This window comes from Rheinheimera sp. D18 (assembly GCF_004345025.1).
Classification (GTDB): Bacteria; Pseudomonadota; Gammaproteobacteria; order Enterobacterales; family Alteromonadaceae; genus Alishewanella; species Alishewanella metallidurans.
In genome coordinates this window covers 245,297-267,603 of record NZ_CP037745.1, presented here as the reverse complement: position 1 = coordinate 267,603, position 22,307 = coordinate 245,297, and the positions used below count along the sequence as shown (strand labels likewise).

The following is a 22,307-nucleotide window of genomic DNA, read 5'->3' as shown; positions in this document are numbered from 1 at the left end:
CACAGTATATGGTTGCCGTTAGCTTAAGCTAAGCTACTGGTCTGGCTAATGAAAATAAGTTTTGGAGTAACCTATGCGAGAACGTTGGTTAGGCTTGGTGCTAAAGCACCCGTGGTGGGTATTACTTAGCACGCTATTACTCGTCGTGCTAATGAGCAGCGGTATAAGCCAACTGTATTTTCGCGGTGACTTTCGCATATTTTTTGCCGACGATAACCCGCAGCTGTTGGCTTTTGAGCGGATGCAAGACGAGTTTAATAAAACTGACAACATCCTAATAGGCATCGCACCTGCTGAAGGTTCGATGTTTAATAAAGAGGTGTTAACTCTCATCAAACAAATGACCGATGCAGCATGGCAAACCCCCTATTCTATTCGTGTTGACTCCATAACTAATTTTCAACACACCCAAGCAGATGAAGACGACTTACTAGTAGAAGATTTGCTACTAAACACCAACCAGCTCGATGCTGCTAAAATCGCCACTATTCGCCACGTTGCCTTAAACGAAATTACTTTAGTTAACCGCCTAATTGCCAAAGATGGCCAGCTTGCGGCAATTAACATTACCGTGCAGCTACCAGAGTTAGACAAAAATAAAGAAGTATTTGATACCTATAAGTTTGCCGAGCAGCTAAAGGCTGACTTTAGTGCGCGCTATCCACAGATAAACTTTCACTTATCTGGCGTTATTGCCATGAATTATGCCTTTGCCCATGAAGCTGAGCATGATGCCAAAACGCTAATTCCCATTATGTTTATTGTTATTGTTATTATGCTGGCAGCGTTACTGCGTTCGGCGTTAGGCGCGCTGGCTACCGTTATTGTTATTGTTATCGCCATTACCAGCACCTTGGGCTTAGCCGGTTGGGCGGGTATATTTTTAAGTACGGCAACCGTTAACGTACCTACTATTTTAATGACCTTGGCGGTGGCCGATTGTGTACACGTTATTGCCTCAATGCAGTTTGCACTTGGTCGTGGTGACAGTAAAAAAGACGCCATTAGCTTTAGCATGCAGCGTAATTTAGGGCCGGTTTTTATTACTAGCGCGACTACCGCTATTGGTTTTTTAACGCTAAATTTTTCTGAAGTGCCAATACTGGCCGACCTTGGCAACATGACCGCGGTTGGTGTGATGCTGGCTTGCTTATTTAGTATTGTGACATTACCGGCACTGCTATACGTACTACCAATTAAAGCCGGAAAAATAACAGTACAGCAAGACACTGTCATGAACGCTTTAGCCAGCTTTGTTATTCGTCGAAAAAATGTACTTTTCCCCGGCATGTTGCTAATAATGGCCGGTTTTGCCAGCCTAATTAGCCTAAATACCGTAAATGACGAAGCCGTAAAGTACTTTTCTACACGAACTGAATTTCGTCAGTCCATCGACTTTCTTGATCAGCACCTCGCGGCGTCTATGCCAATCGATTTTGTGATCAATAGCGGGCAAAGCAGCGGCGTTAATCAGCCCGAATTTATTAACGCAATAGACCAATTTGGCCAGTGGTTAATGCAACAACCGGAAGTGGCGCACGTTAATAGTATTAGCGATACTTTTAAACGCTTAAATCAAAATATGCATGGCGGCGACCCCGCCTATTATAGGGTGCCAACCGCCCAAGACGAAGCCGCGCAATACCTGCTTATGTATGAAATGTCGCTACCGTATGGGCTAGATTTAAACAACCAGCTGAATGTGGATAAAAGCGCCACTCGCATTACGGTGGCATTAAAAAATATCGGTAGTAAAGAAATTACTGCCTTTGAGCAGCATGCACTCACCTACCTAGCAGAGCATTATCCAGCATATTCAGCTAGCGCCGCCAGTACCGCACTGATATTTGGTCATATTGGCGAGCGCAATATGGCCTCAATGCTGCAAACCCTGCCGCTGGCATTAGTGCTTATTTCGTTGTTGCTCGTATTTAGTATGCGCTCTTGGCGTATGGGCTTTATTAGTTTACTGCCGAATATTGCGCCTGCCGCTATTGGTTTTGGTATTTGGGGTTGGTATTCCGGTGAGGTTAACTTAGGCTTATCTATCGTCGCCAGCTTAAGCTTGGGTATTGTAGTTGACGATACCGTACATTTTCTTGCCAAGTACCAATATGCGCGCAAAGAAGGTCAAAACGCAGAACAAGCGGTGCGTTATGCCTTTAACACCGTCGGCCGCGCACTGTGGATCACCACCGCTGTGCTGGTAATCGGCTTTAGTGTGCTAATGTTATCTAGCTTTCATCTAAATTCCGATATGGGCTTATTAACGGCCATTATTATTTTTGCTGCGCTGGTAGTCGACTTCTTATTTCTGCCGGCCTTTTTACTCAAATTTGATACTAAGGAAAGTAAAAACTATGCGTAATGCCATTATTACACCTCTGGTGCTACTAAGTTTAGCGCTAAGTTTACTCACGCCGTTGGCTAGCGCCGACGATGGTAAAGGACTCGCTATTGCCAAAGAGCGCAAAAGCCGCGACGCCGGTTGGGGCGACAGTGAAAGCCTTACTACTATGGTGCTACGCAATGCCGCCGGTGCAGAAAGTAAGCGAGAAATGCGCACTGCGGCGTTAGAAATGCCAGACGATGGTGATAAAGGCTTAACTATTTTTGATGAGCCGCGCGATGTGCGCGGTACGGCATTTTTAAACCATTCACATCCCTCAAGCGAAGATGATCAATGGTTATACTTACCCGCATTAAAACGAGTAAAACGCATTGCGTCACGCAATAAATCTGGCCCCTTTATGGGCAGTGAGTTTGCTTATGAAGATTTAAGCTCGTTTGAAATAGCTAAGTTTCATTTTAACTATTTGCGTGACGAAGCGTGCGGCGATAGTACCTGCCTTGTCATCGAACAAACGCCCGCTGACGAATACTCGGGCTATAGCAAAAGTGTAGTATGGCTAAATCAGCAATATTATCAGCCGGAAAAAATTGAATTTTATGATAAAAAGCATAGCCTGCTAAAAACCCTAACGCTACAAGATTACCAACTCTATCTAGATAAATACTGGCGGCCGCATAAACTGAGAATGGTTAATCATCAAACCGCTAAAAGTACTGATTTAATCATTCATAAAATCAGCTTTAACACAGGCCGCACCGCTGCCGATTTTGATACTAACGCACTGCAGCGGGCACGCTAGTTTCGGGACGATTAACTTATGCGTTTACTCATTTCTAGTCTGGCTTTTATTACCGCGCTAACTAATGCCGCACCGCAACAGTTAGCACCAGTGCAAACTGCAGACACGTTGTGGAAGCTTGCCACTCAAGCCAGGCCCGATGAGCAAGTGGCTATGGTGCAGGTAGTGTATGCACTGTGGCAGGCTAACCCCGACGCTTTTACTGATAAAAATATTAATGCACTGCGCCTTGGTAACCAGCTAACAGTGCCAGAGCGCAGCCAAATGCTGGCAATATCTGAGGCTAAAGCTAGGCAGTGGTACCATCAAGCCATTGCTGCTAAACCAGGCAGAAGCATTAAAACATTAGCTCAGGCAAATAACTACACAACAAAAAATCCTGATACCGCAGCAATTTTGCCGGCACCAGCTCACGAGCAAACAACCGCTACAGCCGCGACTTCATCAACAAAACCCCAAACTGAAAGCTTAGCTAACAAGATATACCCTATCTCGCCAGTCTTAAACACACCAGAGACTAAACCTGCACCAGAGCATTGGCTTAGCGCATTAAACCAAGCTTACACGCTAAGCCTAGAACAGCGCTTTTACCCCACATCAGGCGAACAAGGGCAACGTAACACGAATACCAGCGTGGCCCTAAGTGCAGAATGGGTTTGGCAAAGTAATGACCGCGCGCATCAGCTAGTACTAGAGCCTTTTTTGCGCTGGGATCAAACTGACAATAAGCGCAATTTAATTGATGTACGCCAAGCTTATTGGCAATACGCTGGCGACGGTTTCGATGTTAAAGCCGGTGTCGATATTGTGTTTTGGGGTGTCACGGAATCTCAGCATCTAGTTGATGTTATTAACCAAACTGACCTAGTCGCGACTATTGATGGCGAAACCAAGCTAGGTCAGCCGATGCTAAATTGGAACCTATATGGTGACGCTGGCACGCTGTCGTTCTACCTATTGCCTTATTTTCGTGAGCGCACCTTAGCCGGTGTTGACGGTCGCCTAAGGCCGCCGTTGCCTTTTGCTACTGAGCATACAGAATACGAGTCAGCGCAAGCCGAGAAAAATCTCGATTTTGCCCTGCGCTGGACCAGACAATTTGACGAGTTAGATATTGCGTTAAGTTACTTTGAGGGCAATAACCGCGAGCCCTTATTTACACCCACAGCGCAAGGCCAGCTGCAGCCTTTATACTTGCAAATGCAACAGTTAGGGCTGGAAACTCAGCTGATTAGCGGTAGCTGGATTTGGAAGCTTGAAGCTATATACCGTAAAACACGACAGCAAGATTTTATCGCCAGTACGCTTGGCTTTGAATACACACAAGTTGGTTTATTTGAGAGTAGCTGGGATGTTGGCTGGATAGCTGAATACCAATATGACAGCCGAAATACACTGTCACCGGTATTGGGACAAAACGATCTGTTTTTAGGTGCCCGCCTTGCTGCAAACGACGTAGCGGGTAGCGAAATTCTACTTGGCTTAGTACAAGACTTAGATAATAGCGACAGTAGAAGTGCGAAAATTGAAGCTGCAATGCGTCTAACTAGCAACCTTAGACTAAGGTTTGATGCTTGGCTATTTCAAAGCCAACAGCCCACAGAGGCACTTTACTTTATTCGGCACGACGACTACCTGCAGCTTAGTATCGACTATTATTTTTAATTACCGCGAGTAAGAGTCGATCCGTCAATTAATTACAGAAAATCAGCTTATTTTAGCGCTGTGCATATAGCTTAAGGCAAAACTACGGTAGCATTACGCCTTTGTGTTTAGCATCTAGGCGTTATGACTATCGATACTGCGTTTCCACTTAGCCAGCAACAGCTTGAACATTGGTTTGACGCTGTAACCTTTCATCGTGCACAGGCTTATTTACAAGCCGGCAAAGTGGTTAAGTTAGAATATAACAGTGATTTATCTGAGATCAGTGCTCAAGTTTGGGGCGCTGCTTTTACGCCATACCGCCAGTTTATTAGCCTTAAACCCAGCAATGATGGTTGGCAGCTACAAAATCGCTGCACCTGCCCAGTTGGCGCGCTATGTAAACACGTACTCGCCGTATTATTGCGCCTGCAGCGCGACTATCAGCAAAATAAACTACAACTAGAACAACAACCCGTGCGGCAGTTAAACCAATGGTTTGATCAAGTTCAGCAAGCCATGACACCAGAACAGGACGAAAAAGATGTCGTACTCTATCTGCTGTCTTATGGTCAGGCAGGCTTACAACTTAGCCCTCGCCGAGTACGAAATAGCAAAAAAGGCGGCTACACCAAGGGCGTTAGTATCGGCAAATACGACTTAGTATCGCCGGTTATTCCGCACTGGATAGAACAACAAGACTACCGCTTACTCAGCTATTTTCGCGCACAAAGCTTACGCGATTTGCCACTATTAGAGGGTGATTGGGGCCATCAATTACTGCAACAATTACTCGCTAGCGGGCGCTGCTTTTTTTCTGAAGCGCGCTATCCGGTAAAGCAGGGGCCCAAACGAGCCCTGCAATTTGCTTGGCAAGAAAGCAAAGCAGGCCAACAGTTAATTTGGCAACTAGATGATAGCGAGCGCGAGTTTGAGCTGGTGTATACCGACCCGCCATATTATCTAGATACCAGTTATTACGAACTCGGCGAGCTAGACACCAACCTTAGCAGCAAACAGCTTAAGCTATTGAATAAAATGCCGCCAATACCACAGCAAGCATTAATGCCAAGTATTAGCCGTTTACAACAGCTGTTTAACCAAACTAGTCTGCCATTGCCAGCAGCCGCTGGCTTAAAGCAAGTTAAAACCAAGCCGAGACCAGTTCTACAGTTAAAAATGCTCCCGCATAAAGTGCGTGGGCGCAGCGAGCCCACCGCTATCTTGCAGTTTCAATATGAAAGTTATTTGCTGCCGCTAAATTTAACCGCAGCACAAACCGAACTGCAGCAAGACGGTATTACGGTATTTGTAAAACGTAACCGCACCACTGAAGTAACGGCATTAGAGCACCTATTAGCATTGCAGCTAATACAGTTGCCGCAATTAGCCCCACCTTATAGCGAGCATAGTGGTTTTGGCGTAGGAGAAGGCCCAGATAACCCAACCCTGTGGCAGCCGCTGCTAGACGCTTTACCAACTTTAGAGCAGCAAGGCTGGCATATTGCGAAAGATGACAACTTTAACCTCGATATTCTTAGCCATAACCCGTACTTGCAAGTACAAGACAACGCGGTTGGTGGCTTTGCCCTAGCAATACAAGTAGATATTGATGGCACTCAGGTACCGTTGTTGCCACTGATCAGCCAATGGCTGCGCCAGCATGGCCTACCGGATGCAAACAAGCCTATTTGGCTATCTTTGCCACAGGGCAAACTTGCGTTACCGCTAAAACTTATTCAACCGTTTATTGATACCATTGTTGAGCTATTAAACCCGAACAAACCACAATTCAGTTTAGATTTGCCGGCATTTAAAGCCGCTTTATTACCGCCAGAATCAGCAAAAGATATTCAATATTTAAATGCTCAACGGGTGCAGCGTTTAAGTGCTTCATTACATAACTTTAACGGCATTACGCCATGTAATGTGCCCGATGGTTTACAAGCATCGTTACGTGATTATCAGCTACAAGGTTTAAGTTGGCTTAGCTTTTTGCGTGAATTTGGTCTTGGAGGCATTCTGGCCGACGATATGGGGCTGGGCAAGACGCTACAAACATTAAGTTTATTGTTGTCATTAAAGCAACGCGGCGAGCTCACGCAACCCGCCTTAATTATTTGCCCAACCAGTGTACTAGGTAACTGGTTAGTAGAAGCGGCACGCTTTACGCCACAGCTACGAGTATTGCAAGTACATGGCAATAAACGCCAGCCGCTGTTTAATCAACTTGGTGATTACGACGTTATTGTTACCAGTTATCCACTAGTAGTCCGCGATCAAAAGTATTATCAAAGTCAGCCACTTAGCGCGATTATTCTTGATGAAGCTCAGCATATTAAAAATGCCGGTAGCTTAGCGGCCAAAGCGGTGCGCCAATTAAAAGCCCAATTTAAACTGGCGTTATCAGGCACACCACTAGAAAACCATTTAGGCGAACTAAAATCGATTTTTGATTTCGTATTACCAGGTTTGCTCGGCAACGATACCCACTTTAATCAGGTATATCGCAAACCGATAGAAAAACACGGCGACACCGAACGAGCAAACGCGCTAAAAGCAAGAATAGCGCCGTTCATGCTTCGCCGCACTAAAGCCCAAGTTGCAGCTGAATTACCAGATAAAACCGAAATTATTCAGCTATTAGAACTAGAAAGCGATCAGCGTAACCTGTATGAAAGCATCCGCTTAGTTATGGAAACTAAAGTACGCGAATTATTTATTCAAAAAGGTGTTGCCGCTAGCCAAATTCTGTTTCTTGACGCCTTATTAAAGCTACGCCAAGCGTGCTGCGATGCCCGCCTAGTGCCAGTTGAACATGCACGTTCAGTACGCAGCAATGCCAAGCTGCAATGGCTACGCGACACCTTGCCAGAAATGCTAGAAGAAGGTCGCAACATACTATTATTTAGCCAGTTTGCTAGCATGCTAACGTTAATAGAAGACGAGTTAAACGCACTGGGTATTTCCTACAGCAAACTAACCGGCCAAACTAAACACCGCCAGCAGCAGATTGATGCCTTTCAAAATGGTGAGACTCGGGTATTTTTAATTAGCTTAAAAGCCGGTGGAACAGGTTTAAACCTCACCGCCGCCGACACGGTTATTCATTATGATCCGTGGTGGAACCCAGCAGCAGAAGCGCAAGCTACCGACCGCGCACATCGTATTGGCCAACAGAAAAATGTGTTTGTTTACAAATTAATTGCCAGCAATACTGTAGAACAAAAAGTGCAATTACTACAGCAACATAAGCAACAACTGGCCGATCAGCTGTTTGCTGGAGGCCAAGGCCAACCATGGCAGGGTAAAGCAGAAGATCTACTGGCATTATTTAGCGCAGAATAAGCTACATTTTATATACACCAGCAACAAAGTGTCTCATTGACCGCCAGCCACACACACCTTAGGCTCTATATTATGCTTAATTGGGCTAACGTTGCAGGTGGTAATTGATGAAAAATTTAACTGAACATTTAGGCCAATATGCGCGTTATCATCGCGATAAGCGCAACCTACTTACCCACTATATTGGTATTCCCTTAATTGTGGTGGCGATTTACAGCTTTATTAGTATCCCGTTACTAACTCTCGCTAGCGTTGTTATTACACCGGCATTACTTTTATATCTAGCCACTAGTTTATTTTATTTTCGCCTCGATTTGCGCTTTGGCCTCGCCATGTTGCTATTTAATAGCCTCTGTTTAGCCATCGCGTATTATATTTCAGCTCAGCCGTTTAATAGTTGGCTTATCAGTGCCATTAGCCTGTTTGCCATTGGCTGGATATTGCAATTTATTGGTCATTACTATGAAGGCAAAAAGCCTGCTTTTGTAGATGACGCCGTTGGCCTTATTGTTGGCCCATTATTTATCGTAGCAGAGCTAGGCTTCGAACTCGGTTTACGTAAAGCATTGCAGCAAGATATTGAAAACATAGCCGGAAAAATGCATTAAATCAGCGTTTGTTCAGCGTTAGCCTGTACATTATCGAAAGGTATTTTCACTGACGTAAGTGGTAGTGAATGAAATTATTATCGTTGTTATTTAGCAGCTTAATGCTGTTTTTTGTTAGCGCCAGCATTGGTGCGCCAATAAATTTTGCTCAGGCCAAGAAATTAGCCTCATTAATTTACTCCCCTACCACCAAAAGCTTTTATTGCGGCTGTGATATTAGCTGGCAGAGTAAAAAGGCGGTGCTCGATTTAACCAGTTGTGGTTATCAAGTACGTAAAAATACTGACCGTGCAAATCGGGTTGAATGGGAGCATGTGATGCCCGCTTACCACTTTGGCCACCAGCGCCAATGCTGGCAAAATGGTGGCCGTAAAAATTGCGTGAAAACGGATAGCGTATTTCGCGCGATGGAAGCCGACTTATATAACCTAAAACCAGCAATTGGCGAAGTAAATGGCGACCGCAGCAACTACCGCTTTAGCATGTTACCTAGCGCGGCGGCACAGCACGGCGCTTGCCCTATTAAAGTTGATTTTAAGCAAAAAGTGTTTGAGCCCAGTGCCAATATTCGCGGTGATATTGCCCGCATCTATTTTTATATGGCCGATAAATATAACTTATCGTTATCACATAGCCAGCAAAAACTAATGTTAGCCTGGCATAAACTAGACCCAGTAACTGCTGAAGAATCCCAATTAAACCAACGCATTGCTAAAGATATGCAGCATAACAATCCCTTTGTTAGCGGCGAGAAAGAATGGTATCTAGGTTATCAAAATAGCGGTTATGGTGTAGTCATTGCCGATTAACATCGGCAATGACTAGTATTAAGATTTACTCTGCAGCGCCGTGCAGCTTACACCAGTTAATACTACCCTTTTTTCACTGCTATCGTGTTGCAACCAACAGCCGTCAGCATCTAACCACAAGCTAAAGCGGTTAGACAGCTGGTGATGCCGTCCCATAATGGGCAAACCAGCATTATCGCGCAGTACGGCTTGCTCAATAATTAATATGTTATTACGCGTTAGTACGGTATCAGACAACTTAACCGGTGCGCCGCCAATTAGCTCAATAATGCGTTGCTGTAATTGCAATTTCACATCAGCATTCACCGCACTTAGCACCGCAGGCTCTGCCTGTAAGCTCAGATGCTGACAGCCTAGTATTACCATAGCACCACTGACTAATGCGATTTTTTTCATCATTACTCCAAAGGCTTAATTGGCATGTTAATACGATTATCTAATAATTGATTACGCGGCTTTAATTTAAATTCGACCACGGGCTCTGCACTTGATGTGGCTAACAGACGATAAGCGCCACTGCGGTTCAGCTGGGTAACTGACGCAACGACGGGACACTTTTCATGTTTAGCATAATACAGCGCTGTATTTAAACGCGCTTCGCTTTGCGAGCCTAAGTCATGGCTAAAATCATCAGCTACCGCGCAGCCTTTAATATCCGACTCGTACAAGGGAGTTTCAGTTGGTGTAAAGCCATCAGCGTAGTCACCAAAGCCTTTGGCATTAATACCAGAAAACTGTACGGTAAAAAATGTTGTGCCGCAGTTATCTACTGGGTAAAAGCCATAGGGTTTACCACAGGTATTTTCACCAATTTGAATAACCTCTAAATCGACGCCGCGTAACGCATTCATAAAGGCTTCGCTGGCAGAACAGGTGCCGTCACCAGTAATAACAAATACTCGACTTAAACCTAACGTTGGCAGTGCTTGAGGCGTAGTTACACCTCGGTCATAGTCAATAACTACGTCGTAAAACGGTACTGGCTGTAATCTTGCCCCCGTAATAGGATCAGTATTTGGGTATTTATCATTAAATTGCATTGTTTCAAAAAACCGGTTTTGAATAACGTTATCACCGGCAACCATATAGCCAAGCTGCGAGGCGAGCGCTAACAAACCTCCGCCGTTGTAGCGTAAATCTATAACTAACTCGGCAATGTTCTCTTCACTAAATTGCTTAACCGCACTAATCAATTGTTGTTGGGCTAAGGCAATATGGCTATTAAATACCAAATAGCCCACCTTACCTATATCGGTATTTAATACAGAAACATTTCGTACCGGCATAATTTCAACATCAGCCGACACCATATTGTACGTAACATTGGCACCATTAACTTTTTCCATGACGAATTGATGTGGCTCACCGGCAGACATAGGGTATAAGCCCGCAATCAACTTATTGAGTGCGTCTGTCGAATTTTCATTAACAAAGCTCACGCCATCAATAAAGCGCACTTCATCACCACGGCTTACGCCTGCAACCGCTGCTGGCGAATTGGGCTCAATATAGGCGACTGTCAGTTTACGTGGCGGTACGTTACTGGTTAAAGACCAACTAATACCATAACCTGATTCCACCCCGCTTTCAGTTTGTTGTAAGTAGTCAGCCGTATTTTCTGCAAAGTGAAATTTATCTTTTTGTGCGCCAGAGTCGGTTAAACCGCTGGTTTTTAATTGAGCAAAGTATTCAATAACGCCATAACCCGCAGGGTTAACATCGCTCAACTCCCGGTACCACAAATAGGTGCGATTACTCCATGAGCGCAGCCATAACTGCTCGTGTAACTTAGAGCCGGCTTTATCTGGGTATGCCGCATTGGTATAGGGATCTATACCTTTTCTTGGTATCGCACAAAAATTCTTAAAATCAGCTTCTGGGCCATACACTCCGGGGACATAAGTAACTTTACCCGTACTACCAGAACCGTTGTTAATATCATTATTGAGCCCACCACCGCCACCACATCCAGCAAGTAGCAGGCTCAGTATTGCCGCAGTTAATATGGCTTTATTTGCTAAAAACACCTTCGCCACTCCAAATTGCAAATAAGAAATTAATATAATAATTATTTGTTAAGTTTTAATTCGACGGCAAATTTAGCAGAAAGCCATTACTGCAGCAATAGCATTGGTTAGAGCTGAATATAATAGATATAAAACAATGGCATAACTAATTTACCGCACCGCCAGGGCCTGAAACTCTAGTTATATCTAACATATCGGCTCGAATAGCTCCGCCTAAATCGCTACTTAACAAGGCTTCGGCTTGGCTAAAGCTCACCTTTAAACCATTTATCATGCACACCTGATTACGGCCATTCGCCTTGCTCAAGTAAAGTGCCATATCAACAATCTGCATTACCTTTTCCCAACCCAGCTGCTCTTCACTTACCCCAGCAAAGGGTAAATGAATAAAACCACCACTAGCGGTCACACTAATACTGTGCTGTTCAAATATTACTGGCTGCGCTGTGATTATTTGTAAGATACGCTCAATAAAACTCGATAATTGATCAGGTACTAAGTGTTCTAATACCAGTAAAATCTCTTCACCACCCCAGCGCACAACGAGATCATGCTCTCGGCATATTTTTAGCAAGCGCTGGCTTAACTCAATTAACACTGCATCGCCAACACTATGACCATAATGGTCATTGATACGCTTAAAAAAATCGATATCCAGTAACAGCAAGCCTGTTAAGCTAGCATCTTGGTCTCGCCGCTTTTGGCTGCGCAGCTGCATGTGCTGCTGCAACGCACGCCGATTATATAGCCCAGTAAGCGGGTCGCGCTGCGACTGAAATGCCAACTGCTTATTGGTTTCATATAATTTTTGATTTGACCGGCGCACCTTGCGATACAACATCAATAGCGCAACCGCAGCAAAGAGAATTAGCAGCACCAATAGAAACATGAGTTTTTGCTGTAACTGCTTATTTTCAATCAGTTGCGCTTTTAAGCTATTTTCTTGTTCTAAAATGGTTATTTGCTGGCTTTTGGCTTTAGTATCATAACGATTTTGCAGTTCGTTCAGGCGAGCTTCTCTATCGGTTGAACGGATCTCTTCACGCAACGCCATTTGCTCAACCAGTGTTTCAGCTTGCTGTTGATATAAGCCCGCGGCAGCGTAAGCTCTGGCCAATACCGTATAATTGGGCTCGTATTCTACTTTTGCTGCATGCTTACTAAAATAAAGCATGCTAGCCTGCATCTGCTCTAATCCCAACTTATGCTGTCCTTCCATGACAAGAATAAAGCCCAAATTTAATTTAATAAGCTGTTGGCTAGATTCATCCTTTAATTTAACCGCGCGTTGCTGTGCTTGCAGTAAAACCACTTTCGCTTCGTCGTATCTCTTAAGCTCGATATAACCGGCGCCCATATTATTTTCAAATGTTAGAGCCGTTCCTTCACGACCAATTTCTAACGCAGCGGCTAAGCCTCTTTTGTTAATGCTAATGGCATCGTCATATTTGCCCGCTGAACCAGCAATATAACCCTGTAATAAATAGAGTTCTGGAAGAAAGTTAACATTTTGATATTTAATCGCATCATTTACTAACTCTTCAGCTAACTGCGCAGCCTGCGGCCAGTTTTTTAGCTCGGCGTGTACGAGTGTGATGTTGAAATTAAGAAAAGCTCGGCGACGCAGCGTAAAACTATCGTCAGTTTGTGCCACAATATCCATAGCACTAATAAAATGCTGCAAGGCTTGTTCATATTGACTATCAGCTTTGTATAACCGACCTAATACATTATGGCCGTAGTAACGCTGGCGCAAATCTGTTGCACTTAGCAGTACGCGCTCAAGCAAATCCGCTTTAATAATGGCATCATCAAGCTTATTCTGCAGTAATAATAACTCCAGCTCCGTAGCATAAATTTCTGCTAAAGCGTTTGCGTTTTCGGTTACTTCACTCAGCTGTAACAACTGTTGCAACAATACGTTTATCTTTGTATTGTCATTAAGATCAAAGGCCTCAGTAAGTAAATAGCTTAATAGTCTTACACGGCTTTTTATTGCCGGGGTATCACTATTAGTTTCAGCTAACTGCTGTAATAAGGTATGTGCAGCTTTTTCATCATCTTTATCAGTAAGTTGAATATAACGATCCAGTGCTTGTTCTAGCTTAGTATCAACGTCAGTCGCAGTTACGGGCAAGCACAGTAAAATACTGGTAAAAATGACGCTATAGAACCAAGCTAGACGAAAATAAGCCATGTAGCGTTATACCTAATTTTGCATTTAATATTTTTTTACCAACATACCTGACAAGTACCGATATTGCACACTTTTTCGGCAAAACACAGTATTTCTTGTCTTACGGCTGCATTTGCAGATTATTTTCATTCTGTACGAACTTACAGCTATTTATAACCGCCGCCAACTAAGGTATAACGGCGCAATGAAAACACCAAAACGTATTCAGCCACTGGTCGATGAGGGCTTAGTGGATGAAGTCATGCGCTCGCTAATGAGCGGTAAAGAAGCCTCTGTTTATATCGTGCGCTGCGGCGAGGACATTCGCTGCGCCAAAGTATATAAAGAAGCCGATAAACGCAGCTTTAAGCAAGCGGTGCTATACCAAGAAGGCAGAAAAGTGCGCAGTACTCGACGTGCGCGCGCTATGGAAAAAGGCTCTAAATTCGGCCGTAAACAACAAGAAGAAAGTTGGCAAAATGCGGAAGTAGACGCCTTATTTAAGTTGGCCAAAGCCGGTGTGCGCGTACCACAACCTTTTGGTTGTTACGAAGGCGTATTACTGATGGAGCTCATTTGCGATGACGAGGGCATGGTTGCGCCACGTTTAGCCGATGTAGCAATGGACGCTGAGCTTGCCATAGCCGATCACTCTACTATGCTGCACTACATTGTGCTTATGCTATGTGAGGGTTTGGTGCATGGCGATTTATCAGAGTTTAATGTTTTAGTCGACGATCACGGCCCGGTAATTATTGATTTACCACAAGCCGTAGACGCTGCGGCGAACAATAATGCCAAATGGATGTTTGAGCGCGATGTAAATAATATGCGTGATTACTACGGCCAATACGCGCCAGAATTGCTCAGCACACAATACGCCGCCGAAATATGGGCACTCTACGAAGCTGGCGAGTTAACCCCAGATTCAGAATTAACCGGCGAGTTTGTTGCCGATACCCATGAAGCCGACGTAGATTCAGTATTAGAGCAGATTAAAGCCGCATTTGCTGAAGCTGAAGCACGAAAAGAGCGCGCGGCAGAACAAGACGATTAAAGCCCGTCAATAGTAAAACAAACGACTTAGTTTGTTGGTACAGAAAATTGTTATCCAGAAATCACGCAAGCCTAACCATTGTTGGTTAATTAAACGGCTGGATTCTCAGCGGACGTTGCGGTAAAACTAAGCTAACCTTAACAAATGCTTGCCCGGCGTTGCCTGCCTTTGATGACGGCAATATTGGAGATACATTATGTTAGTAGCTCAGTTATTACGTCATATATTGCTAACTAGCTTTGCATTACTACTGAATAGCTATAGCTTCGCCCATGCAACGCCAACCACTCAAAACGAGCCATTAACCGAGCTGAAAATTAGCGCTGGCGAATGGCCACCCTTTCTCAGTGCCGAGCTACCCAAGCAAGGCGTAATAGCGCATCTTATTCATGATATTTTTCTTGAGGCAGGTTACAAAGTTAACTTTACTTTTTTACCTTGGGGCCGAGCATACAGAGACACCGCACATGGCAAATATGACGCTACCGCGGTTTGGATGTTCAGCGACGATAGAATTGCTGATTTCATATTTAGCGAGCCAGTGCTAGATGAGAAGTTTGTATTTTTTCATCAAAAAAAGCGCACATTTAACTGGCAACAACTCAGTGATTTACGCGGCCTAGTTATAGGCGCTGGTGTTGGTTATAGCTACGGCCCAGCATTTGACAACGCGCTAAAAAGCGGCCTATTTAAAGTATCGCGCGCCGTTACCACCGAGGATAACTTCCGCTTGCTGGCGGCTGGGCGTATTGACGTGTTCGCTGAAGAAATAAGCGTTGGCTATTATACGTTACGGCAACATCTACCTGAGCTTACCGACAAAGTAACTCATCACCCCACACCATTATTAATTAATAAAAGTTTTTTAATGCTACCAAAACACAGCGCAAACAGCGCGCAATTAATGGCGGCATTTAATAAGCACTTGTTACGGTTTAAACGAAGCGGTCGTTATAAACGCTATTTTGATAGCTTAGCAAATGGTGAATATCAGCAGAAAGTTTTAAAGTAGACCCAAATTCTCATTTAACAGCGCTTGCATTAATTGGTTATTATAATCTTGAATAATAATTTGTGAACGAAATAAACCGGCCATTTCAAATATCGCAATGATCACTAACAAGATTACACCAAGCAACCAGCTCGATGTAAATAGTATACTAATGCCAACTATAGCCACGGCAATATTTAGCAAGCCACGTAACCACTGTTTTAAATAGAAGTGATGAAAGCCGATTAGAAAGCACCAGTTCAATACGGCATAAGTGTCGGGATCTTTCAACTCTCGGGTTAATTTCTGGTAAAAAATTACTCTAGCCGCATCAGGTAGCTCGGCGACACATGCCCGTATGCGTTCCTCTTCAGCATCAACGTGTTCTTGTTTTAACATTCTCACTCCGAGCTAACACGGGATCAATGCACTTACAAATAGCATCCGGCTGATTACAAGCTCGAATCCGTTTCCAACCCATCCCACAGCCTTTAGTTACACCATATTGGCGAATTGCTTCTGCCGTATACATCGAGCACGTTGGTTCAAAATTGCATTCAATACCAAACCAACGTTTACTGCCACCAGCTGCACGATATAATTCAATCATATACAGCAGAAAACGCTGCATATTAACGCCCTAAAGTGACAATCATCGCTTCACGCTGCCAAAATAAAAAGAAACGTTTTTGTTCAATAACCTGAAAAACTACTTGCCACCCTTGCGCAGCTTGGCTGTTAAGCTCTGCTTCTATTTTTTTCAATGGCAACCCTGATGAACCAAGAAAAATAGTGCCACAGCCACCTTCAACAATATGCAAAACTTTGTACTCTTTAAATTGATTACTCATACTGATTCGCCTATGAAAACTGTTATATGAAAAATAAACCTATGGCTTATATTATTTGAATATCAAGTGTTACGTAATTAACTGGCAAAAGAAATTTAGCTAATAAATGTAACATTAAGCTGCCTGCAAGCTAATACTAATATCCTGTATTAGCAGTAAGCTATTCATTGCACTAGCTGGGGCTTCGTCGCGTAGCATAACAAACATCTGCTTTTCATCTACCGGCAGCGCTTGGTATTCCGCGATAATTTGATACAGCCAAATTTCCCCATCCCACGCGAGTTGCTGCTGCGCTAAATAATCAAGTGCGCTTAGGCTGCTGCCGTGATCAATTACGCGCAAGTAAAAATTTTCTACATCAAGTTGTAATGCTTGTTGCCTTGCGGCTACTGCATCATCTACAAACGGTGCAGCAAAACTGGCGCTGTGTTGATCAGGCAAACTACTATTTACCGATCGCGGCAAACTTAGCACTAATTCCGCTAATAGCTGCCGTTCGCTGCTGCGATCTAGCGCTATAGCCGCTTGCGGCACTATAGCCACAGCTTGGTTAAGTAAGTTTGGCACCTCAGAGCGGTTGGCATAATCTGCTGGGTGATACTTTGGGTGCTGACGTAAAAAAGCCGCCATATTGGCAATTAACATTGAGCGTGATTGCTGCTGACGAAACTTAGCTAATAACTCAATTAAACGCTTTTGCACTTCTAGCAAGCTGCTATGGTGCGAGCTAAGTTGGCTTTGCAACTGGCTAACCAACAGCTTGCGTAAATGGCTATTACCCTCGGCTAGTTCAATTAGCTCGGTAAAATCGAGTAAATCTAAGCCATCAAGTAAACGCCGTAATTGCTTTTGTGCGCGCTCATTTTCACGAATTTTATCGTCTAAGCTGCTCACAAAACCAAAATCGCTATTTAATCGATGCCACAGGCTATCAATCGCCTCTTCAAACTGGCCGCTTAAATCATGCACATGCTCAGTAAGGCGCTGCAATTGCAGTTCAGCTACGCTGTAATCACCTTTAAACTGTGAATCACGGTAGGCCTGTACGCGATTACGAATTTGCTCGAGCTTTTCGGCTACGTCAGCATTAATTTGCCGACGATTTTCATCGGCAACCATACTAGCAATTAATTCGCTGACTAGCGGCCTTAGTGCTAATGGTTGCTGCTCGTCTGGTCGCCATAAAATGCGCGCGTTAATCAGTTTTTTTAACGCAATATCACTGAACGCAGTTTCATCAACAAAGCCATCCAGGTAGCCTTGCATTAGCGCTTTATGGTGCTTACCGAGTAAGGCAAGCCGCTCGCTACCAATACTAAATAAGTTAGACCCAGTTTTGCTATCAAACGCCGCCATTAAATTAGCTCATCCTGCATTGGCGTATCTTCTACTGGCAAGTGTTCTTCATCACGAATAAAGCGGATCACGTCAATTAGGTGGTCAATTTTGCCAGTAACAATATAGTACTGCCGATCGGTGTGTGGTTGCAGTAAATAACCATGCTCTTTTAAACGGCGAAAAATCAGCTTTACCTGATTATCTAACGCATCGCTTTGGCTATTAAAAAACCTGTCTGCCGCTAGTTGGTTTAAACGCTGACGTAGGCTTTGGTTATCTTCAGTGCGCAGTACAAATTCTTGTAACTTAATGGTGTCACCCGCAGTTAGCGCACTGTCACGACCCAGCGTTTCTTGCACTAATTGCAACCATTCTAGTAGCGGCAATAACGACTGTGCCGTTAGCGTAAACTGACTGCTTAAGTGCTCGCGCGCAGTTTTGTTTAGCTCGTGATACGCCAAGAAATACACGCTGTTATCATCATTACACACCAAACGCCGGTTTAACGGCCGTAAGTAATGGTTAATATCTTGCTGGGTTTGTTCATTACTTAAATGCCGAAAACCGTCTTCATCGGTAATTTGGCAAATAAAGCTGCCGGCTAATAGCCGTTCTAGTAAGGCGCCGTGTTGCAACATTAGCTTACCTCCTGCTGACGTTGTGCTAGCCGTTCGGCGAGTCGGCTTACTTTAGGTTGAATGCGTTTTAACTGGCGCTGGTTCGGGTGTTGTTGGCTGGCTTCAATTAAATAACGATGTTTAAACAGCATTAATACATCAGATTCTGGGTTAGGAAAGGCACCAACAACAATAATATTATTGGCACTACAGGCAGCAAACAGTTTTTCAACGTTGTGATAGGCTAAAGTGCCAATTTCATCTATTGGCCAGTGAATAGCTACCTTAGCATCGCCGCGCAATAATCGGGTGAACGCCAGTAAGTATTTACATAAAATAAGGTAAGCCATGCCGTGACTAGACGACTCTAATAACTGACGGTCATTTTTAATCACTAGCTCCGAGCCGCCTTCACTTAAATGCAGCTCTAAACGCAGCAATGATTCAATACTGTATTGTTCATCAGCACGCAGCAGCTCTACCACATCAGCTAACGCATTAAGATAGTGCTCTGATGGCAACGCCTTACCCGATGCGCGCCAATCATCGTATAACTTGGCAAATTGCTTTAACGGCAACCAAAAGCCTAGCTCATCAATGGTTGATAAAATACGCACTTCTGATTTACTAATGCCATCTAGCACCAGATCATCTGCCACCGCTTCGCTTAAACGTTTGCTTTGCGCGGCAATACGGCGGTTTATATCGCTAAACACGGTAAAGAATTTCTTTAAATCGCCGCCGATATTTTCGCCCATTTCCAATAACTGTTGTTGCTGGTCATGCAAAATATGCAGTAAATCTACTAAAATAGGCAGTTGCTGCCGTTTGCCTGCATAGTCTGGCAACTTACGCTTTTCATGTTCTAAGCGATCCAGAAACTCCGTGCCAGCATCTTTACTTAAGCTGGCTTCAAACTGCTCTAACTGCTGTTTTAATTGCTGATCTAGCTTACTGCGCTGCTCTAGTGCTTCATGGCTACGCGCTAAACGTTCGGTTAAATCTGCCGAGCCACTTAGCACTGTCGGCGTTACTGTGGCTAAATGTATATCAGCCAGTTTACTTAACGCCTGTTTTAACTGACTTAGCGCCTGCTCGGCTTGCTGCATACTGTCTTGCCACTGTCGCCTTTGCTCATCTAACTGTTTTTGTTTGCTATTAAAGTCGGTTTTTAATTGGCTAAGCTGTTGCGTCAATTCACGCTGTTGCTGCTTTAGTGCGGTTTCTTGCTCAAGCAACTGCGGACGGCGCTGTTGCCAATCGAGCTGCATAAAACGCTGCCATTGCGTTAATTCATCTTGACGATTTTCTACTGCTTTAATTTCAGTTTTCAGCTGCTCTTGGCGCTGTTTTAAATCGGTTAAACGCCGTGGATCAATGCCCTTGGCTGATAGCTCGTCATTAAACGCTTGCTGTAATTCTTTAATCTGATTTTTATTATCGTCACGTTTGTGTTCAAGTTGCCGGTCTAGCTCATCTATTTGCTCATCAAATATTTGTAGCTCAGCTTGCCAGTCAGCTTTTAGCTCTAGTTTCTGCGCTTGATGATCGGCGGTTAACGCCTGTACATCTTGCGTTTGTTGCTGATTTAATAACTCTAACTGCTGCTGTTGCAAACTAAGCTCAGCACGCGCACTGGCTTGGCGCTGTTGCGTTAGTTCGCGCTGCGCAGCCTCTAAACGGCTACTTGCATCACGGGCGTAATCAATATTTTGTTCTAGTTGGGTATATTGCCACTGTGCTTGCTCTAGCCGCGCACGCACTAGTTCAGCTTGCTGATGCGCATCTTGCAGCTGCCTCTCTGCCTGCAGCTTATGCTGTGTTGCTTGCTCTAACTGCTGCTCACTACTGTGAATATTATGGCGAATAGCGGCTTCGTCTTGCGCGTAATAAGGCGTGTCTATCGCCGCGAGATCTAGCTGTAGGCCATATAAATTCTGCGTTAAATCGCTAATATGCGGCTGTAAATCATGGCGCTCTAACAAGCGTTCATCTAGTACCTTGCCTAGCTTTTGCTCCCAACCGCTGTAATGCAAGCGTAAATAATGGCGCAGGCTGCCTTGTTCTGGCGTAAGTTGGCGGTGTAGCTGTTGCAAATGCTGTTCGGCTTGGTGCTGTGCTTTACGTGCCTGTTCTAGCTGGCTATCGGCTTGCTCGCGTTGCTGCCTAGCTTGTTGCCATTCCTGCTGCACTTGCTGAACTTGTTTTGCTTGTTGTTGCGCCTGTTGCTGCGCTTGCTCTAACCTAAGCGTAGCTTGGCGCATTTCATCATGCTCACCATCGGTTAACGCCGACGCATTAATTTGGCTTTGTAATACTGCAATAGTGCTGCTGCCTAAGGTTAGCTGCTCGGCAAATCGCTGCTGTTGTTGCTGCAAACGCTGCTGAAACGCAGTTTCTAACGCAGCCAGTTTGTTATCTTGCTGCTCGCGGGTGCTGTCTTTTTGCTGCTGTAGTTGCTTAGCCTTAACCCGCTGCTGCTCGCTTAAGCGGTTAAAGGCTTCGGCCAGTTTAATTTTGCGCTGTTCAAGTTGGCGCTCCATGTCGCCATGCTGTTCTACCATTAACTGGTACTGCTCAACCACGTCTTGTAGCGTATCGCGCCATAATGGCAAAGCATCTGAATCGCGCTGTAGCTTGCTTAAATCACGGCTTTCAAAGCTATCGTATTGTTGCTGTAACTGATCTAGCCTAGCGCTGGTTTCGTTTAAATCGGCTTCAGTTTTACTTAACGTACTATTGTGCTGCATTTGTTGTTGTTCAAACTGCTGCTTAAGCTGTTGCAACTGGCCGCGTAGCGCATGCACTTGCTGTTCGCTATCGGCCTTTTTCTGGCTTTGCTGCTGCTCATCTTGTTGTAACAAAGGTAACAGCGCGGCTAATGTTGCTTCGCTGCCATCAAGCTGCACTGCCAATTGTTTTAGACGGTCAAAATCTTGTTGCAGTTTATCTAAGCGCATTGACTGGCGCATTTGCTGGATCCATTCGCGCGCTTTGGTATTTTTAACTTTGGTGGTAGGTAAAGTAACGCCGTCTTCTTCAAAAATAGCTGCCAGCATAGCCTTTAGCGTATCCATTTTGCCTTCTTTGGCATGCACGGCACTAACCAGCTTTTCTATATGTCGTAATTTATGGCCACTGCCTACCAAGCTAAAACCAGCCGCTAACCGACGTAGCTTAACGTTGTCCGCGCTGTTACCGCGCAGTGCGCCAGCATCGTTTTGAATAATACTGCGATACTCGCTAGTGGCACCAATTTTAGCTGATACCTGCACTTCGGGTATGCTACGCATAGCAGCGGCCCAGTCATGGTAGCTATAGGCTTTAACGCCCTCTTCGGTATGCTGTAAATAGTGCTCGCTGACATAGGGTGCGCTAATAAAACGGTAATCTACCCCGCCCTCGCTTTTGCGAGTTAACACGACTTGGCACAGCTCACCGCTGTCACGCTGATATTCATAAATAATATAACTATTAGAAAACGGTAGGTAAAACTCATCAAACTTTTTACGGGTTTTAGGTACTACACGATTGGGCTGCTCACCAAAAAATACTGGCACTAAACGCTGCAATGTAGTTTTGCCTGAAGCATTGGTGCCACAAATATTAGTATGCTGATCTAACTGTAGCTCTACCACACCCGGCAAATGAGTATGTATTAACACAATACGAAGAAGTTGTGACATAGC

The 22,307-nt window shown here is 44.4% G+C and carries 17 protein-coding genes; 8 read left to right on the top strand and 9 right to left on the bottom strand.

The features are described 5' to 3' along the window. Positions 1-73: 73 nt before the first annotated feature. From E0Z06_RS01315 to E0Z06_RS01290, 6 genes are all read left to right on the top strand, one after another. Positions 74-2,368 carry an MMPL family transporter gene (locus E0Z06_RS01315; RefSeq protein ID WP_132581176.1) on the top strand — a complete coding sequence of 765 codons (2,295 nt, stop codon included), beginning with the start codon at positions 74-76 and terminating at the stop codon, positions 2,366-2,368. Beyond that, a complete protein-coding gene (locus E0Z06_RS01310) occupies positions 2,361-3,152 on the top strand; it encodes an outer membrane lipoprotein-sorting protein (protein ID WP_132581174.1) in 792 nt (263 codons plus the stop codon). Before E0Z06_RS01315 ends, E0Z06_RS01310 begins: the two co-directional genes overlap by 8 nt. An 18-nt stretch (positions 3,153-3,170) precedes the next feature. After that, positions 3,171-4,817: a FimV/HubP family polar landmark protein gene (locus tag E0Z06_RS01305; protein WP_132581172.1), complete on the top strand. Its 1,647-nt coding sequence runs from the start codon at positions 3,171-3,173 to the stop codon at positions 4,815-4,817. A 123-nt stretch (positions 4,818-4,940) separates the two neighbouring features. Continuing rightward, positions 4,941-8,144: a DEAD/DEAH box helicase gene (locus E0Z06_RS01300; protein WP_132581170.1), complete on the top strand. Its 3,204-nt coding sequence runs from the start codon at positions 4,941-4,943 to the stop codon at positions 8,142-8,144. Between the two features lie 107 nt (positions 8,145-8,251). Then, complete coding sequence (locus E0Z06_RS01295) at positions 8,252-8,752, top strand: Mpo1-like protein (RefSeq protein ID WP_132581168.1); 501 nt, start codon at positions 8,252-8,254, stop codon at positions 8,750-8,752. Positions 8,753-8,820: 68 nt separating this feature from the next. Further along, complete coding sequence (locus E0Z06_RS01290) at positions 8,821-9,561, top strand: endonuclease (RefSeq protein WP_132581166.1); 741 nt, start codon at positions 8,821-8,823, stop codon at positions 9,559-9,561. Between the two features lie 18 nt (positions 9,562-9,579). Here E0Z06_RS01290 and E0Z06_RS01285 read toward each other — a convergent pair whose 3' ends face one another. From E0Z06_RS01285 to E0Z06_RS01275, 3 genes are all read right to left on the bottom strand, one after another. Next, the gene (locus tag E0Z06_RS01285) at positions 9,580-9,960 is read right to left on the bottom strand and encodes a hypothetical protein (protein WP_132581164.1); all 381 of its coding nucleotides are present in this window, start codon (positions 9,958-9,960) and stop codon (positions 9,580-9,582) included. Continuing rightward, entirely contained in the window at positions 9,960-11,588 is a 1,629-nt protein-coding gene (locus E0Z06_RS01280; RefSeq protein WP_132581162.1) for a S41 family peptidase, read from the bottom strand. Before E0Z06_RS01280 ends, E0Z06_RS01285 begins: the two co-directional genes overlap by 1 nt. A gap of 145 nt (positions 11,589-11,733) precedes the next feature. Beyond that, on the bottom strand, positions 11,734-13,785 hold the full coding sequence (locus E0Z06_RS01275) for a GGDEF domain-containing protein (protein WP_132581160.1): 2,052 nt from the start codon (positions 13,783-13,785) through the stop codon (positions 11,734-11,736). Between the two features lie 184 nt (positions 13,786-13,969). On the opposite strand from E0Z06_RS01275, the gene E0Z06_RS01270 reads away from it, so the two are divergent. Together E0Z06_RS01270 and E0Z06_RS01265 are read left to right on the top strand one after the other, a co-directional pair. After that, positions 13,970-14,821 carry a PA4780 family RIO1-like protein kinase gene (locus tag E0Z06_RS01270; RefSeq protein ID WP_132581158.1) on the top strand — a complete coding sequence of 284 codons (852 nt, stop codon included), beginning with the start codon at positions 13,970-13,972 and terminating at the stop codon, positions 14,819-14,821. Positions 14,822-15,017: 196 nt separating this feature from the next. After that, a complete protein-coding gene (locus E0Z06_RS01265) occupies positions 15,018-15,833 on the top strand; it encodes a transporter substrate-binding domain-containing protein (RefSeq protein ID WP_132581156.1) in 816 nt (271 codons plus the stop codon). On the opposite strand, the gene E0Z06_RS01260 is transcribed toward E0Z06_RS01265, so the two are convergent. The 6 genes from E0Z06_RS01260 to E0Z06_RS01235 form a co-directional block, all read right to left on the bottom strand. Then, entirely contained in the window at positions 15,825-16,211 is a 387-nt protein-coding gene (locus E0Z06_RS01260) for a TM2 domain-containing protein (protein WP_132581154.1), read from the bottom strand. The genes E0Z06_RS01265 and E0Z06_RS01260 overlap by 9 nt on opposite strands. Then, positions 16,189-16,443 carry a membrane protein insertion efficiency factor YidD gene (gene yidD, locus E0Z06_RS01255; RefSeq protein ID WP_132581152.1) on the bottom strand — a complete coding sequence of 85 codons (255 nt, stop codon included), beginning with the start codon at positions 16,441-16,443 and terminating at the stop codon, positions 16,189-16,191. The genes E0Z06_RS01260 and yidD overlap by 23 nt, the downstream gene beginning before the upstream one ends. 1 nt (position 16,444) lies before the next feature. After that, on the bottom strand, positions 16,445-16,663 hold the full coding sequence (locus E0Z06_RS01250; protein ID WP_132581150.1) for a DUF4177 domain-containing protein: 219 nt from the start codon (positions 16,661-16,663) through the stop codon (positions 16,445-16,447). Between the two features lie 114 nt (positions 16,664-16,777). Next, positions 16,778-18,019, bottom strand: a complete 1,242-nt coding sequence (locus E0Z06_RS01245) for a hypothetical protein (protein WP_132581148.1) — start codon at positions 18,017-18,019, stop codon at positions 16,778-16,780. Continuing rightward, the gene (locus E0Z06_RS01240; RefSeq protein WP_132581146.1) at positions 18,019-18,639 is read right to left on the bottom strand and encodes a hypothetical protein; all 621 of its coding nucleotides are present in this window, start codon (positions 18,637-18,639) and stop codon (positions 18,019-18,021) included. The genes E0Z06_RS01245 and E0Z06_RS01240 overlap by 1 nt, the downstream gene beginning before the upstream one ends. After that, on the bottom strand, positions 18,639-22,304 hold the full coding sequence (locus E0Z06_RS01235) for an ATP-binding protein (protein ID WP_132581144.1): 3,666 nt from the start codon (positions 22,302-22,304) through the stop codon (positions 18,639-18,641). Before E0Z06_RS01235 ends, E0Z06_RS01240 begins: the two co-directional genes overlap by 1 nt. Between the last annotated feature and the right edge of the window lie 3 nt (positions 22,305-22,307).